This is a genomic window from Serratia marcescens, assembly GCF_006715005.1.
Taxonomy (GTDB): domain Bacteria; phylum Pseudomonadota; class Gammaproteobacteria; order Enterobacterales; family Enterobacteriaceae; genus Serratia; species Serratia montpellierensis.
On the sequence record NZ_VFMJ01000001.1, the window covers coordinates 4306911 to 4323360 of the forward strand.

Sequence of the window (16450 nt, forward strand, 5' to 3'; positions counted from 1 at the left end):
ATGCTGAAAATCGCCGATACCACTTTTACCTCGCGTCTGTTCACCGGCACCGGCAAGTTCGCCACCCCGGCGTTGATGCTGGAGGCGCTGGCGGCCTCCGGCTCACAGCTGGTGACCATGGCCATGAAGCGCGTCGATCTGCGCGGCGGCAACGACGCCATTTTGGCACCGCTGCAACAGTTGGGCGCCCGGCTGTTGCCCAACACCTCCGGCGCCAAAACGGCCGCCGAGGCGGTGTTCGCCGCCCGGCTGGCGCGTGAAGCGCTCGGCACCCACTGGGTGAAGCTGGAGATCCATCCCGATGTGAAATACCTGCTGCCGGATCCGATAGAAACGCTGAAGGCGGCGGAAACGCTGGTGAAAGACGGTTTTGTGGTACTGCCCTACTGCGGTGCCGATCCGGTGCTGTGCAAACGGCTGGAAGAGGTGGGCTGTGCGGCGGTGATGCCGCTCGGCGCGCCTATCGGCTCCAACCGCGGTCTGCGCACCCGTGACTTCCTCGAGATCATCATCGAGCAGGCCAAGGTGCCGGTGGTGGTCGACGCCGGCATCGGCGCGCCAAGCCACGCGCTGGAAGCGATGGAGCTGGGCGCCGACGCGGTGCTGGTGAATACCGCCATCGCCGTGGCGCGCGATCCGGTGCAAATGGCGCAGGCGTTCCGCCAGGCGCTGGAAGCCGGCGAGCTGGCGCGCAGCGCCGGATTGGGCGCCAGTCAGCGCAATGCAGCCGCATCCAGCCCGCTGACCGCCTTCCTCAGCCAGCCAGAGGAGGCACAGTGATGGCCGACGATTTCAGTAGCCGCTGGCAACAGCTGGACTGGGACGACATTACGCTGCGCATCAACGGCAAAACCGCACGCGACGTGGAGCGCGCGTTGAACGCCGACAAGCTGACGCGTGACGACTTTATGGCGCTGATCTCCCCCGCCGCCGCGCCGTATCTGGAACCGCTGGCGCAGCGCGCGCAGCAGCTGACCCGTCAGCGGTTCGGCAACGTCGTCAGCTTCTATGTGCCGCTGTACCTCTCTAACCTGTGCGCCAACGACTGCACCTACTGCGGCTTTTCTATGAGTAACCGCATCAAGCGCAAAACGCTCGATGCGGCGGAGATCGCACGCGAGTGCGAAGCCATCAAGGCTCTGGGGTTCGAACATCTGTTGCTGGTCACCGGCGAACATCAGACCAAGGTCGGCATGGACTATTTCCGTCAGCACATTCCGGCGATCCGCCGGCACTTCAGTTCGCTGATGATGGAAGTGCAGCCGCTGGCGCAGGACGAGTACGCCGAACTGAAAGCGCTGGGCCTGGACGGCGTGCTGGTCTATCAGGAAACCTACCACCCGGCTACCTATCTGCAGCACCATCTGCGCGGCCAGAAGCAGGATTTCCATTGGCGTCTGGCCACGCCGGATCGCCTGGGGCGCGCCGGGATCGACAAGATCGGCCTCGGCGCGTTGATCGGCCTGTCCAACAGCTGGCGCACCGACTGTTACCTGCTGGCGGAACATCTGTTCTACCTGCAGCAAACCTACTGGCAGAGCCGCTACTCGATCTCGTTTCCGCGTCTGCGCCCCTGCGCCGGCGGCATTGAACCGGCGTCGATCATGAGCGAGCCTCAGTTGGTGCAGCTGATCTGCGCCTTCCGGCTGTTCGCGCCGGACGTTGAGCTGTCGCTGTCTACGCGTGAGTCGCCGTACTTCCGCGATCATATGATCCCGGTGGCGATCAACAGCGTCAGCGCCGGATCCAAGACGCAGCCCGGCGGCTATGCCGACGACGTACCGCCGGAGTTGGAACAGTTCGAGCCGCACGACGGCCGCACGCCGCAGCAGGTCGCCGAGGCCATCAGCAATGCCGGGCTGCAGCCAGTGTGGAAAGACTGGGACGATTATCTGGGACGCAGCGCGCAATAAGCGGCAACGTTTACCGCCGTGCGAAGAAAACGCTGGAACGGCCGCGCAATGCCGAACGGTGGCGCTGGCGCCGACAGGCCCGCCGGCTATAGTGACCTAGCCGACCGCCAAACCCGGCGCCGGCCGGGGCCGTCTCCCTCTCGATGGCCCCGCCTTATCCCATCCCCGATCGCGCCGGAGATGCTCCTGCGCGACACCGGGCCCTCGTCCGCGGCAACGCGCATATGGCGTATAGCGGCCTGTAAGGGCGTACGGACAGGTTGCCTTGTCAGCGAAGGTGATAGGCAGAATGAGAGCATAGCGGCGTTCAGCGCAGACTCGGGGGTGATATTCATAGACGCTGTTGTGGCAGAAAAGTGGGGAAAGAGGAAAAAAAGAAGGTACAGCGACGAAGAGAGTTTCGAATGGTCATCCCCGGTGCTGCCAATGGCCCTGGTGTTGGCCGCGGATCTTTTTGCCGCCTGCTCCCTGCTTACGGACAAGAGCAGGCGGTTTATTTTGTGAGACTGGCACCCCCCCAGGACGCGAATCACACAGTATGTGCGCTAATTAACCACATAAACGGTTAAATGTGAATGTCTTTTGAGTGTTTTTTTATTTAGTATCGAGTGTGTTCTGAGTTTGCCAAGGAAAATCAAACTGATATCGCCGCAACCTCCGGGGCATCATCTATAATCCAGCACGGGTTCTCGCGCAGGTTTTTCAACGCTCGCGGTCAACATCAAAAAAAGCCAAGGTTGTCATGAAGAAAACGCCAAATTACATCGATGCAATCAGCGCGTTGCTCACTCTGAAAGGAGTTGGCGACAGAAAGCATGCCTCCACGATGGCCAACATACTGAACCTTCAGTACAACAGCGCCAAACAGAAACTGGATGGCAAGAGAGGCATCACCCTCGATGAAGTCAAAAAGGTTTTCCAGTATTTCAACGAGCCTTTTGCCGGCCAAAGGACGCATAACAGCGTCTTTATCATGAACAGCATTCACAAGCGCTGCAACATTGAGGTCGACGAGTGCCCGGTCACGCAAGCGGACAACGACGAAACCTACGCCTACAAAAAAGACGATCTTTTCATCATCAACACCAATCGGGAACATGCCGCCGATGCTCCGCTGTACAAAGTCAACAAGATAGACTTTCTACCGGCCCCACGCATCGCGATCCTGGATAATGACGGCGATATTCTCGAACTGTTGAAAAAGATTGCCAGCCGATACGGCATCGAAACTGAGACCTTTCAGACGGCGGACGCCATGCTGGCCGCGCTGGAACAGCAGTCCTTTGAGGCGTTTATCCTGGACTGGTTGTTGGACTTCGGCGAGACCTCCGAACGCGTCGTGAAGAAAATTAAAGACGCTCTCGATCCCCACGCCCGCATCATTATTCTGACCGGCCAACTGAATCACTACGAGAAAAACATCGGCGATATGATCCTGCACTATGACGTGCACCTGGTGGAAAAACCGACCAAGCCGCTGATTATCTCCTCGCTGCTGCTGTCGAACCTATTCTTTAATTAGTTTGACCGGGACACGGATCAAAAACGACGAGCCAACCCCTTCGACGGATTTGGCTTTGATGGTGCCTTTCATCGTCGTGACGTAATTTTTGATAATGGTCAGCCCCAGCCCCAATCCCTGCCGAGTCTCCCTTTCCACCCCCTGGTTGAACGCCTTATATAACCGATCCAGGTTATCGACGTTAAACCCGATGCCGGTGTCTTTTACCCGCAAATACAGGTTGCCGTGGCATACCTTCACATTGAGGGCAACCACGCCCCGGTGGGTAAATTTGTCCGCGTTGCTGAGCAGGTTGGCCAATATTCGGTAGAGCTTGTATTTATCGGAACCGATCAGGCCGGCATAAGACGAACGGTGAATCACGAGGCGATTGCCGCGCCCGGCGCCGATGCCGGTTACGGCATCGTCCACCACCTCATTCAGCCGGAAGGTGGAAATGTTGATTTTAACTTCGCCCATCTCAAGCCGTGAATAATCCATCACTTCGCGCGTTTGTTCGGCGATCTTATTACCGTGATAGGAGATCAGGCGGGCTTCTTTTTTCAACTCTTCCTGCGCCAGCTCGTGCTCCATGATATCCGCAGCAATGACGATGGCCTGGGTCGAGCCGGCGATCTCGTGGTAGATGGAAGAGATAAAGATGTTCTTGTTCTTGATGATCTCTTTCAGCGAGACGGCATTTCTCAGCACCAGAAACATCATCAGGAACACTAAAATCAGCGAAAAGATGGCGAACATCTCGGCTTTACTCGAGTTGTCCTGGATGATGCCTTTCACTTCGGTAAAGTTTTTAATCTGTATCCGATAAATAATTTCCTGAATATCAACCAGCGTACCCTCGATATCATCCATATAAGAGAGAATGTCCGCCTTGTTTTTCTGCCCCACCAGTAAGCCGGCGGAGAGACCGTCCAACGTGCGGTACTGCTGCTTCAGCAGCGCAACATTCTTGATGAACTCGTCGTCGTAATAAAAAGAGTCGCTGAAGGTCGAACGACTTTCCAGGATCTGAATCTTCGAGTAGAAGATTTTCTTTTTGATCAGGAAGGCGTCGTAGTCGTTGTTTTCACTGAGCAGCAGCGCGGTTTTGGTCCTTTCAAACGCCAGAAAAAGGATCTCGGCCACCGAGTAGTTGTCCAGATTCGGCTCGATTTGTTTGTAGCGCTCTTTTACGCCGCCGAAGTTAATGGCAATCAACAAAATTAATAAAGAGAAGATGGCAACCAACGCGATAAGAGTACCGATCAGTTTTTTGCTCATCTTATTTCAGCTCCAACCGTTTAACTTGCCAGACAGTTTTCGCATTCACATCCAGGTTATTCAGCTCGGCGTAGCCATCGCGCGGATAAATAATGGCGAACGGCCCCAGCTCCCCAACGTCGATCGGCTTGCCACCGCGCTGATAGGCGACGATCACACGGTATTTAATCATCTCGTCAATCGGCATCGAGTAAGAGTAATCGTCCCAGGCGAAAGCGCGCACCGACTGGCCTTTCAGATGATAGGTTTTCACCAGCTCCGCAAACTCAACGCCGGTGAACGTATCTTCCGGGGTGAAATTGGTCGAGGTTCTAATCGTATGCGGCGGCATCGCCTCCAGCATCTGCCGGGTGATTTTGATCTTCTCACCGTCGAGCGGTTTCAGGTAAAAATAGTCAACGGCCGCATACAGCGGTGCGCTGAACAGCGAAAGCAGCAGTAACGTCATCAATCCTTTGACTGTCATTATTCACCCTCTTTGCGTTTCACCAGTTCGGCCTGGCCGAACTCATCCTGCCCGACCACGGCCCAGCCGTGATGTTGATAAAATCCTTCGGCTTTGGAGCCGGGATCGGTGGTTAAGTGGATCGCTTCGGCGCCGTGCTCAAACATCCAGTGAGTGACCCGTGCCAGTAAGGCGGAGCCGATCCCCTTCGACTGGTATTCCGGCTTCACGAACAGGCCGCCGATCAGCGGTTCAGGGATGAATAACCCGAAGCCAACGCCGGCATAGTCGTCGCCATACTTGCAGATCCAGCCGCCCCCCTGGTTGATGTCCTCCAGCGCCTGTTTGCGCTGCAGATACTGGATCTGATGCGGGTGCAACAGGTTTTCTTCAACGGAAAAGCGGATCTCATACAGGTAAGGCAGGTGTTGCGCCGTCAGTTTTTCGAAGGTAATGAGGCTGTCCATGTTTTGCACTGTCCTTGGTTGTCAGATAAAAAGCACCGGTCAATTTCTGCTGTAAACATAGTAGCAAAGTTTGTCTTAACCCGGCACGAGGCGAAAAAAAACCGCCCCCGAAGGGGCGGTTTATCTGGCGATGGGCCCGGCGTACCGAGCCCGCGGCGCTGATGACGATTACTCGTCGTCGCTGCCGCCCAGGCCTGCGTTGAGCAGCTCGGCCAGGTTAGCCGTCGCTTCTTCCGCGCTGACTTGCGGAACAACCGGCGCTTCACCCTGAGCACGGCGACGCATACGATCCTGATGATAAGCGTAACCGGTACCGGCTGGGATCAGACGGCCCACGATAACGTTCTCTTTCAGGCCACGCAGTTCATCACGCTTGCCGGCTACGGCAGCTTCGGTCAGAACGCGCGTCGTTTCCTGGAACGATGCAGCGGAGATGAAGGACTCGGTCGCCAAGGAAGCCTTGGTGATACCCAGCAGATCGCGCGAGAAGGTTGCCGCGATTTTACCTTCAGCTTCCAGCTGACGGTTGGCAATCTTGACGCGAGACACTTCAGCCTGCTCGCCTTCCAGGAATTCGGAGCCACCAGCGCTAACGATGGTGCCTTTACGCAGCATCTGACGAACGATAACTTCGATGTGCTTATCGTTAATCTTAACGCCTTGCAGACGGTAAACTTCCTGCACTTCGTTGGTGATGTAGCGGGTAACCGCATGCACGCCACGCAGACGCAGAATGTCGTGCGGAGACTCTGGGCCGTCGGAAACGACGTCACCACGTTCCACCACTTCGCCTTCGAACACGTTGAGCTGACGCCATTTCGGAATCATCTCTTCGTAAGCGTCGCTGCCGTCCAGCGGAGAGATCACCAGGCGACGTTTGCCCTTGGTCTCTTTACCGAACGAGATAATCCCGCTGATTTCAGCCAGGATTGCCGGCTCTTTCGGACGACGTGCTTCGAACAGGTCGGCAACGCGCGGCAGACCACCGGTAATATCCTTGGTACCGCCGGATTCCTGAGGAATACGCGCCAGGGTATCACCCGCACCGATCTGAATGCCGTCTTCCAGCTGAACGATCGCTTTGCCCGGCAGGAAGTATTGAGCAGGCATATCAGTACCTGGGATCAATACGTCTTCGCCCTGAGCGTCAACGATTTTCAGTGCCGGACGCAGGTCTTTACCGCTACCGGTACGCTCTGCGCTGTCCAGTACGACCAGAGAAGACAAACCGGTCAGTTCGTCGGTCTGGCGAGTAATGGTCTGGCCGTCAACCATATCCGCGAAGCGAATGAAGCCGCTGACTTCACTGATGACCGGCATGGTGTGCGGATCCCAGTTAGCAACGGTTTCGCCGCCGTTAACTTCTTCACCGTCGCCTTTGCCCATCACGGCGCCGTAAGGCACCTTGTAGCTTTCTTTGGTACGGCCGAATTCGTCGATCAGTTTCAGTTCGGTGTTACGCGAGGTGATCACCAGCTTGCCCGCGGCGTTCATAACGAACTTCACGTTGCTCAGCTTGAGGCTACCCTTGTTTTTCACCTGGATGCTGGATTCAGCAGCCGCACGAGATGCCGCACCACCGATGTGGAACGTACGCATCGTCAGCTGTGTACCCGGCTCACCGATGGACTGTGCCGCGATAACGCCGATGGCTTCACCTTTGTTGATGATGTGGCCACGTGCCAGGTCGCGACCGTAGCAGTTTGCACACACACCAAAGTCGGTTTCACAGCTCACCACGGAACGGACTTTAACGCTGTCGACAGAATTCTCTTCCAACAGGTCACACGCCTTCTCGTTCAGCAGGGTGTTGCGTGGCACCAGAATGTCCGCCGTACCCGGCTTGAGGACGTCTTCTGCCGTCACACGGCCCAGAACGCGTTCACGCAGCGGCTCTTTCACGTCGCCACCTTCGATAACCGGAGTCATCAGGATGCCGTCGTGGGTGCCACAGTCGTCTTCGGTCACAACCAGATCCTGCGCCACGTCAACCAGACGACGGGTCAGATAACCGGAGTTCGCGGTTTTCAGTGCGGTATCCGCCAGACCTTTACGAGCACCGTGGGTGGAGATGAAGTACTGGAGTACGTTCAGACCTTCACGGAAGTTCGCGGTGATTGGCGTTTCGATGATGGAGCCGTCCGGCTTCGCCATCAGGCCACGCATACCGGCCAGCTGACGAATCTGAGCGGCGGAACCACGCGCACCGGAGTCGGCCATCATAAAGATGCTGTTGAAGGAAACTTGCTGTTCCACTTCGCCGTCACGGTTAACCACGTCTTCTACCGACAGGTTTTCCATCATCGCTTTCGCAACGCGTTCGTTCGCTGCAGCCCAGATATCGATCACTTTGTTGTAGCGTTCGCCGGCGGTAACCAGACCAGACTGGAACTGCTCCTGGATCTCGGCAACTTCGGTTTCCGCTTCTTCGATGATCTCCGCTTTCTTGGCCGGGATAACCATGTCGTCGATACCTACGGAAGCGCCTGAACGGGCTGCGTAAGCAAAACCGGTGTACATGATCTGGTCAGCAAAGATAACGGTCGGCTTCAGGCCCAGGATGCGGTAACAGGTGTTCAGCATCTTGGAGATCGCTTTCTTGCCCAAAGGCTGGTTAACGATCGAGTACGGCAGACCTTTCGGTACGATCATCCACAGGATGGCGCGGCCGATGGTGGTGTCGATGATGCTGGTCTGAGAAGTCCATTCGCCTTCGGCGTTTTTGACGTCTTCGGTGATACGCACTTTAACGCGCGCATGCAGAGACGCCAGGCCGGCGCGGTAAACACGCTCAGCTTCTTTGGAACCGTTCAGCACCATGCCTTCGCCCTTGGCGTTAACACAGTCGCGGGTCATGTAGTACAGACCCAGTACAACGTCCTGAGAAGGAACGATGATTGGCTCGCCGTTCGCTGGGGACAGGATGTTGTTGGTAGACATCATCAGCGCACGCGCTTCCAGCTGGGCTTCCAGCGTCAGCGGCACGTGAACAGCCATCTGGTCACCATCGAAGTCGGCGTTATAGGCCGCACAAACCAGCGGGTGCAGCTGGATCGCTTTACCTTCGATCAGAACCGGTTCAAACGCCTGGATACCCAAACGGTGCAGGGTTGGTGCACGGTTCAGCAGTACCGGGTGTTCGCGGATCACTTCGTCCAGGATATCCCAAACAACGGCTTCTTCACGCTCAACCATTTTCTTGGCGGCTTTGATGGTGGTGGCCAGGCCACGCAGCTCCAACTTGCCGTAGATGAACGGTTTGAACAGCTCCAGCGCCATCTTTTTAGGCAGACCGCACTGATGCAGACGCAGGTATGGACCTACGGTGATGACGGAACGGCCGGAGTAGTCAACGCGTTTACCGAGCAGGTTCTGACGGAAACGACCCTGCTTACCTTTGATCATGTCGGCCAAAGATTTCAGAGGACGTTTGTTGGAACCGGTGATGGCACGACCGCGACGGCCGTTATCCAGCAGGGCGTCTACCGCTTCTTGCAGCATACGCTTTTCGTTGCGCACGATGATGTCAGGCGCAGCCAGATCCAGCAGGCGTTTCAGACGGTTGTTACGGTTGATCACGCGGCGATACAGATCGTTCAGATCCGAGGTCGCGAAACGACCGCCATCCAGCGGAACCAGCGGGCGCAGATCCGGCGGCAGTACCGGCAGCACGGTCAGGATCATCCACTCTGGCTTGTTACCAGACTGTACGAACGCTTCCAGCAGCTTGATACGCTTGGTCAGCTTCTTGCGCTTGGTTTCGGAGTTGGTTTCGTTCAGCTCTTCACGCAGCTGCTCGCACTCGGCTTCCAGATCCATGTTTTTCAACAGGGCCTGAATAGCTTCCGCACCCATCTTGGCGTCGAATTCGTCACCGAACTCTTCCAGCGCGTCCAGATACTGCTCTTCGGTCAGGATCTGACGACGCTCGAGGTTGGTCATACCGCCTTCGACCACCACATAGGATTCGAAGTACAGTACGCGTTCGATATCACGCAGCGGCATATCCAGCAGCAAACCGATGCGGGATGGCAGCGATTTCAGGAACCAGATGTGCGCGGTCGGCGAAGCCAGCTCGATGTGGCCCATGCGCTCACGACGCACTTTGGTCTGGGTCACTTCAACGCCGCACTTCTCACAGATCACGCCGCGGTGTTTCAAGCGCTTGTACTTACCGCACAGGCACTCGTAATCTTTTACCGGCCCGAAGATACGGGCGCAGAAAAGGCCGTCACGTTCTGGTTTGAACGTACGGTAGTTAATGGTTTCCGGCTTCTTAACTTCACCGAACGACCACGAACGGATCATGTCTGGCGAGGCCAGAGCAATCTTGATCGCATCAAACTCTTCGGTCTTAGTTTGCGCTTTCAGAAACTTCAATAAGTCTTTCACGGATTGGCTCCTGTCGGAGTTAAACCTGTTGGGTACCCACAACCGCAGTAGGTACCCGTGTGACCTGAACAACCACCCTCAGGCTCCCTTAGGCGGGGAGCCTGAGCCGGAATGACGATTACTCGTCTTCCAGTTCGATGTTGATGCCGAGCGAGCGGATTTCTTTCAACAATACGTTGAAGGATTCCGGCATGCCTGGCTCCATCCGGTGGTCGCCATCCACGATGTTTTTGTACATCTTGGTACGGCCGTTAACGTCATCCGACTTAACGGTGAGCATTTCCTGCAGGGTATAAGCCGCGCCGTATGCTTCCAGTGCCCACACTTCCATCTCACCGAAGCGTTGACCACCGAACTGCGCTTTACCACCCAGAGGTTGCTGAGTAACCAAGCTGTAAGAGCCGGTTGAACGGGCGTGCATTTTATCGTCAACCAAGTGGTTCAGTTTCAGCATGTACATATAGCCGACAGTAACCTGGCGCTCGAATTGCTCACCGGTACGGCCATCGAACAGCGTGATCTGACCGGAGGTCGGGATACCACCCATTTCCAGCAGCTTCTTGATTTCAGTCTCTTTCGCACCGTCAAACACCGGCGTTGCGATCGGCATACCTTTTTTCAGGTTCTCTGCCAGACGCAGCACTTCGTCGTCGCTGAAGGTGTTCAGGTCAACTTTCTGGCAAACGTCGTCGCCCAGATCGTAGGCCTTCTGGATGAACTCACGCAGCTTGGCCACTTCCTGCTGCTGCTTCAGCATCTGGTTGATTTTCTCACCGATGCCTTTCGCAGCCATACCCAGGTGGGTTTCCAGGATCTGACCGATGTTCATACGTGATGGTACGCCCAGCGGGTTCAGTACGATGTCTACCGGCGTGCCGTTTTCATCGTAAGGCATATCTTCGATCGGGTTGATCTTGGAGATAACACCCTTGTTACCGTGGCGGCCCGCCATCTTGTCACCCGGTTGGATCTGACGTTTAACGGCCAGATAAACCTTGACGATTTTCAGCACGCCCGGCGCCAGATCGTCGCCCTGAGTGATCTTACGACGCTTGGCTTCCAGCTTCTTCTCGAAGTCGGATTTCAGTTCGTCGTACTGCTCGGCCAGCTGTTCCAGCTGGTTTTGCTTCTCTTCGTCGGTCAGGCCCAGTTCCAGCCAGCGATCGCGCGGCAGCTTGCTCAGCTTGTCGGCTTCGATGCCACCGGCAACCAGCACCGCGTGGATACGTGCAAACAGGCCGGCTTCCAGGATCTGCAGTTCTTCCGTCAGGTCTTTCTTCGCCTGCTTCAGCTGCATCTCTTCGATTTCCAACGCGCGCTTGTCTTTTTCCACGCCATCGCGGGTGAAGACCTGCACGTCGATAACCGTACCGGAAACGCCGTTCGGCACACGCAGAGAAGAGTCTTTAACGTCAGACGCTTTCTCACCGAAGATCGCACGCAGCAGTTTCTCTTCCGGCGTCAGCTGGGTTTCGCCTTTAGGCGTTACCTTACCGACCAGGATGTCACCGCCGGTCACTTCAGCACCGATATACACGATACCGGATTCATCCAGCTTGGAGAGCGCAGCTTCACCCACGTTAGGGATGTCGGCGGTGATCTCTTCAGGCCCCAGCTTGGTATCGCGAGACACGCACGCCAGTTCCTGGATGTGGATGGTGGTGAAGCGATCTTCCTGCACCACGCGCTCGGAGACCAAGATGGAGTCTTCGAAGTTGTAGCCGTTCCAAGGCATGAACGCTACGCGCATGTTCTGGCCCAGTGCCAGTTCGCCCAGGTCTGTCGATGGGCCATCCGCCAGCACGTCGCCGCGCTCGATTGGCTCACCCAGACTCACACACGGCATCTGGTTGATGCAGGTGTTCTGGTTAGAACGGGTGTACTTGGTCAGGTTGTAAATATCGATACCTGCTTCGCCCGGGTACATCTCGTCTTCGTTAACTTTGATAACGATACGGGAAGCATCCACGTACTGGATCACACCGCCGCGTTTGGCAACGGCGGTTACGCCGGAGTCAACCGCTACAGCACGTTCCATACCGGTACCGACCAGCGGCTTGTCAGCGCGCAGGGTTGGTACGGCCTGACGTTGCATGTTCGCACCCATCAATGCACGGTTGGCGTCATCGTGTTCCAGGAATGGAATCAGTGAAGCACCAACGGAAACGACCTGCTGGGTGGATACGTCCATGTAGTCAACCTGGTCGCGGCTGAACAGGCTTGATTCGCCTTTGCTGCGGCAGGTGACCAGGTCTTCTACGAAGCGGCCTTCTTCATCCAGGTTGGAGTTCGCCTGGGCGATAACGAAGTTGCCTTCTTCAATAGCAGACAGGTAGTTGATTTCATCGGTCACCACGCCGTCACGCACGCGGCGGTACGGGGTTTCCAGGAAGCCATACTCGTTAGTCTGTGCGTACACGGACAGGGAGTTGATCAGACCGATGTTTGGACCTTCCGGCGTTTCGATTGGGCACACGCGGCCGTAGTGGGTCGGGTGTACGTCTCGAACTTCAAAGCCGGCGCGCTCACGGGTCAGACCGCCCGGGCCCAGTGCGGAGATACGACGCTTGTGCGTGATCTCGGACAGCGGGTTGTTCTGGTCCATGAACTGGGACAGCTGGCTGGAACCGAAGAACTCTTTCACCGCCGCCGAAATCGGCTTGGCGTTGATCATGTCCTGAGGCATCAGGGTATCCAGATCGCCCAGAGACAGACGCTCTTTCACCGCACGCTCAACACGCACCAGACCTACGCGGAACTGGTTCTCGGCCATTTCGCCGACGGAGCGGATACGACGGTTGCCCAAGTGGTCGATATCGTCCACTTCGCCCTTGCCGTTACGGATATCGATGAGCTTCTTCATCACTTCGATGATGTCGTCTTTGCTCAGGATGCCCGAACCTTCGATCTCGTCGCGCAGCAGAGAACGGTTGAACTTCATGCGACCCACCGCGGACAGATCGTAGCGGTCTTCGGAGAAGAACAGGTTCTCGAACAGGCTTTCGGCAGCTTCGCGCGTTGGCGGCTCACCAGGGCGCATCATGCGGTAGATTTCTACCAACGAGCTCAGACGATCGTTGGTCGGATCGACACGCAGCGTTTCAGAGATGTACGCGCCGTGATCCAGATCGTTGGTGAACAGCGTTTCGATGCGCTTGTGGCCGGACTGGCTCAGCTTGGCCAGCAGATCCAGCGACAGCTCCATGTTGGCTGCGCAGATCAGTTCACCGGTATTGGTATCGATATAGTCTTTCGCGACCACTTTGCCCGCGATGTACTCTACCGGTACTTCAATGCTCTGAATGTCGTCTTTTTCCAGCTGACGGATATGACGAGCGGTGATACGACGGCCTTTCTCTACGTAGATTTTGCCGTTGGCTTCGATATCGAACGAAGCGGTCTCACCACGCAGGCGCTCTGGCACCAGCTCCATCTGCAGCTTGTTGTCGCGGATTTCGAAGACGATCTTGTCAAAGAACAGGTCGAGGATCTGTTCAGTGGTGTAGTTCAGCGCGCGCAGAATGATGGTCGCAGGCAGTTTGCGGCGACGGTCAATACGCACGAACAGGTTGTCTTTCGGATCGAACTCGAAGTCCAACCATGAACCGCGGTAAGGGATGATGCGTGCGTTGTACAGCACTTTACCCGAGGAGTGGGTTTTACCCTTATCGCTGTCGAAGAATACGCCAGGACTACGGTGCAACTGAGATACGATAACCCTCTCAGTACCGTTGATCACAAAGGTGCCGTTTTCGGTCATGAGCGGAATTTCACCCATGTAGACTTCTTGTTCCTTGATGTCTTTGACCGTACCTTCAGGCGCTTCGCGCTCATAGATAACCAGGCGCAGTTTTACGCGCAGCGGTGCAGAGAACGTCACACCACGGATCTGGCACTCTTTGACGTCGAAGACCGGCTCACCAAGACGGTAGCTAACGTATTGCAGCTCCGAATTGCCACTGTAGCTCTGGATAGGGAAAACAGAACGGAATGCGGCTTCAAGGCCGTACTGCCCTTCTGGATCTTGCTCGATAAACTTCTGGAACGAGTCAAGCTGGATAGAAAGGAGATATGGTATGTCCAGCACTTGTGGACGTTTACCAAAATCCTTACGAATACGTTTTTTCTCGGTATAGGAGTAAACCATAGGGTTCCTCAGCTCGCTGATCAGTGACCCAATCTGTCCGTCCGATTAGGGACAGTTCATGCAACACCGTTTTGTCGACCGGAAAGCGGGAACACTTTCCGCAATGTCTCTTGCTATCACGCTTAAACCATTTCATCGCGTCTTCCCCCAGAACTCCTGGTAGTGCAAAGACCGCGGTATATTAAGTCGTCAATAGAAACAAACATTGGGAGGCGAAACCAGCAGCCAAACAGTGTGAAACGCTACTGGCGCCCTACAGCGCAAAAAGGCTGGTGACTAAAAAGTCACCAGCCATCAGCCTAAAAGACTAGGCTGCAACCGGAAAGGTTGGCTTATTTAACTTCAACTTCTGCGCCAGCTTCTTCCAGAGATTTTTTCAGAGCTTCTGCGTCATCTTTGCTCACGCCTTCTTTCAGAGCGGCTGGAGCAGATTCAACCAGGTCTTTAGCTTCTTTCAGACCCAGGCCGGTAGCGCCACGTACTGCTTTGATAACAGCAACTTTGTTAGCGCCTGCAGCTTTCAGGATAACGTCGAATTCAGTTTTCTCTTCAGCAGCTTCAGCTGGGCCAGCAGCAACAGCTACAGCAGCAGCAGCAGAAACGCCGAATTTTTCTTCCATAGCGGAAACCAGTTCAACAACGTCCATTACGGACATAGCGGCAACTGCTTCCAGGATTTGGTCTTTAGTGATAGACATAACAATTGTTCCTAAAATTCAGAAATAGTTTAAATACGTTAGCAAAGGCTAAGAAAGAGTGGCTTACGCCGCTTCTTTCTGATCGCGTACTGCAGCCAGAGTGCGAACCAGTTTGCCGGCAGCGGCTTCTTTCATGGTTGCCATCAGGCGTGCGATCGCTTCTTCGTAAGTTGGCAGCGTCGCCAGGCGGTCGATTTGCGCCGCTGGGATCAGCTCACCTTCAAAGGCCGCAGCTTTAACCTCGAATTTTGCATTCGCTTTCGCGAACTCTTTGAACAGACGAGCAGCAGCGCCCGGGTGTTCGTGAGAGAATGCAATCAAGGTTGGACCGACAAACGTGTCTTTCAGGCATTCGAATGGAGTGCCTTCAACTACGCGACGCATCAGGGTGTTGCGAACAACACGCATGTAAACGCCAGCTTCACGACCTGCTTTACGCAGTTCAGTCATTTTATCTACGGTAACGCCGCGGGAATCCGCAACAACCGCAGACAGCGCGCCTTTGGCTACTTCGCTGACTTCAGCAACAATCGCTTGTTTGTCTTGAAGATTTAATGCCATTAGCTTTTTGCTCCTGGATTAGCCGGGGAAAATCCCCCGGAACTCACTTCACTCGGCGCTTTGTAAAACGCCACGCCGAGCGGCTTAACACGGTGAGCAGAATCCAGCAAAGACATTCTTTTATAAAAAAGAAAAATTTTCTTAGGCTCTGTCACCGTCTACGCAGGAAGGATTAAGTATCTTGCGATACACCTGCGGTCTTGGACGGAGGCCTGGATAGGCCAGGCTCCAACCGAAAAATCTTTGTTTTGCCTACGGCATAGCCAATAGCAAAACCTTGGGGCATAAGATTCTAGACAAATCTCGGCCCCAAGTCAAAGCGATAATCGCAAGTGCGATTAGTTCGCTGCAGCAGACAGACCGCTCTGATCGATAGAAACGCCAGCACCCATGGTGGTGGAGAGGCTAACTTTCTTGATGTACATGCCTTTCGCCTGAGAAGGTTTGGCTTTTTTCAGCGCAACCAGCAGGGCTTCCAGGTTTTCTTTCAGTTTGTCTGCGTCGAAATCAACCTTACCGATAGTGGTATGGATGATGCCGTTTTTGTCGTTACGGTAGCGAACCTGACCTGCTTTAGCGTTTTTCACTGCTTCAGCAACGTTCGGAGTAACGGTACCCACTTTCGGGTTTGGCATCAGGCCGCGTGGACCCAGGATCTGGCCCAGTTGACCTACAACGCGCATTGCATCCGGGGAAGCAATAACAACGTCGAAGTTCATTTCGCCTTTCTTGATCTGGTCAGCCAGATCGTCCATACCTACCAGCTCTGCGCCGGCAGCTTTCGCTGCTTCAGCGTTAGCGCCTTGGGCAAATACGGCAACGCGAACGGAACGACCGGTGCCGTGTGGCAGAACGGTAGCGCCACGAACGTTTTGGTCAGATTTACGAGCGTCGATGCCGAGGTTAACGGCAACGTCAACGCTTTCTACGAATTTAGCGGTGGCCAGCTCTTTCAGCAGAGCAACAGCTTCAGTGATGTCATACTGTTTAGTAGCATCAACTTTGTCACGGATCACGCGCATGCGCTTGGTCAGCTTAGCCATCT

11 protein-coding genes are annotated in these 16450 nt (G+C 55.4%); 3 read left to right on the forward strand and 8 right to left on the reverse strand.

Going from position 1 to position 16450, the window contains the following annotated elements; all coding sequences use genetic code 11:
* From FHU12_RS20945 to FHU12_RS20955, 3 genes are all read left to right on the forward strand, one after another.
* Positions 1-780 (forward strand): thiazole synthase, encoded by a 780-nt coding sequence (locus FHU12_RS20945; protein WP_141971599.1) that lies wholly within the window; start codon positions 1-3, stop codon positions 778-780.
* Positions 780-1913, forward strand: coding sequence for a 2-iminoacetate synthase ThiH (thiH, locus tag FHU12_RS20950; protein WP_049202135.1), 1134 nt, complete (start codon positions 780-782; stop codon positions 1911-1913). Before FHU12_RS20945 ends, thiH begins: the two co-directional genes overlap by 1 nt.
* Positions 1914-2655: 742 nt before the next feature.
* A complete protein-coding gene (locus tag FHU12_RS20955) occupies positions 2656-3435 on the forward strand; it encodes a helix-turn-helix domain-containing protein (protein ID WP_141971600.1) in 780 nt (259 codons plus the stop codon).
* Here the strand turns inward: FHU12_RS20955 and FHU12_RS20960 are convergent.
* From FHU12_RS20960 to rplA, 8 genes are all read right to left on the reverse strand, one after another.
* The gene (locus FHU12_RS20960; protein ID WP_141971602.1) at positions 3421-4695 is read right to left on the reverse strand and encodes a sensor histidine kinase; all 1275 of its coding nucleotides are present in this window, start codon (positions 4693-4695) and stop codon (positions 3421-3423) included. The two genes, FHU12_RS20955 and FHU12_RS20960, sit on opposite strands and share 15 nt — an antisense overlap.
* 1 nt (position 4696) lies before the next feature.
* The gene (locus FHU12_RS20965; RefSeq protein ID WP_141971604.1) at positions 4697-5161 is read right to left on the reverse strand and encodes a putative pterin-binding protein; all 465 of its coding nucleotides are present in this window, start codon (positions 5159-5161) and stop codon (positions 4697-4699) included.
* Positions 5161-5607, reverse strand: coding sequence for a GNAT family N-acetyltransferase (locus tag FHU12_RS20970; protein WP_141971606.1), 447 nt, complete (start codon positions 5605-5607; stop codon positions 5161-5163). The genes FHU12_RS20965 and FHU12_RS20970 overlap by 1 nt, the downstream gene beginning before the upstream one ends.
* A gap of 168 nt (positions 5608-5775) precedes the next feature.
* Positions 5776-9999 (reverse strand): DNA-directed RNA polymerase subunit beta', encoded by a 4224-nt coding sequence (gene rpoC, locus FHU12_RS20975; RefSeq protein ID WP_025304939.1) that lies wholly within the window; start codon positions 9997-9999, stop codon positions 5776-5778.
* 118 nt (positions 10000-10117) lie between these two features.
* On the reverse strand, positions 10118-14146 hold the full coding sequence (rpoB, locus tag FHU12_RS20980) for a DNA-directed RNA polymerase subunit beta (RefSeq protein ID WP_025304938.1): 4029 nt from the start codon (positions 14144-14146) through the stop codon (positions 10118-10120).
* A 332-nt stretch (positions 14147-14478) separates the two neighbouring features.
* On the reverse strand, positions 14479-14844 hold the full coding sequence (gene rplL / locus FHU12_RS20985) for a 50S ribosomal protein L7/L12 (protein ID WP_004929903.1): 366 nt from the start codon (positions 14842-14844) through the stop codon (positions 14479-14481).
* A 63-nt stretch (positions 14845-14907) separates the two neighbouring features.
* Entirely contained in the window at positions 14908-15405 is a 498-nt protein-coding gene (rplJ, locus tag FHU12_RS20990) for a 50S ribosomal protein L10 (protein ID WP_004929905.1), read from the reverse strand.
* Between the two features lie 338 nt (positions 15406-15743).
* Positions 15744-16448 (reverse strand): 50S ribosomal protein L1, encoded by a 705-nt coding sequence (gene rplA, locus FHU12_RS20995; RefSeq protein ID WP_141971608.1) that lies wholly within the window; start codon positions 16446-16448, stop codon positions 15744-15746.
* Positions 16449-16450 lie beyond the last annotated feature (2 nt).

Bases quoted from the DNA above. Each gene is read 5' to 3' on its own strand.
- FHU12_RS20945 (WP_141971599.1), top strand. From the start codon at position 1: ATGCTGAAAATCGCCGATACCACTTTTACCTCGCGTCTGTTCACCGGC.
- thiH (WP_049202135.1), top strand. From the start codon at position 780: ATGGCCGACGATTTCAGTAGCCGCTGGCAACAGCTGGACTGGGACGAC.
- FHU12_RS20955 (WP_141971600.1), top strand. From the start codon at position 2,656: ATGAAGAAAACGCCAAATTACATCGATGCAATCAGCGCGTTGCTCACT.
- FHU12_RS20960 (WP_141971602.1), bottom strand. From the start codon at position 4,695: ATGAGCAAAAAACTGATCGGTACTCTTATCGCGTTGGTTGCCATCTTC.
- FHU12_RS20965 (WP_141971604.1), bottom strand. From the start codon at position 5,161: ATGACAGTCAAAGGATTGATGACGTTACTGCTGCTTTCGCTGTTCAGC.
- FHU12_RS20970 (WP_141971606.1), bottom strand. From the start codon at position 5,607: ATGGACAGCCTCATTACCTTCGAAAAACTGACGGCGCAACACCTGCCT.
- rpoB (WP_025304938.1), bottom strand. From the start codon at position 14,146: ATGGTTTACTCCTATACCGAGAAAAAACGTATTCGTAAGGATTTTGGT.
- rplL (WP_004929903.1), bottom strand. From the start codon at position 14,844: ATGTCTATCACTAAAGACCAAATCCTGGAAGCAGTTGCCGCTATGTCC.
- rplJ (WP_004929905.1), bottom strand. From the start codon at position 15,405: ATGGCATTAAATCTTCAAGACAAACAAGCGATTGTTGCTGAAGTCAGC.
- rplA (WP_141971608.1), bottom strand. From the start codon at position 16,448: ATGGCTAAGCTGACCAAGCGCATGCGCGTGATCCGTGACAAAGTTGAT.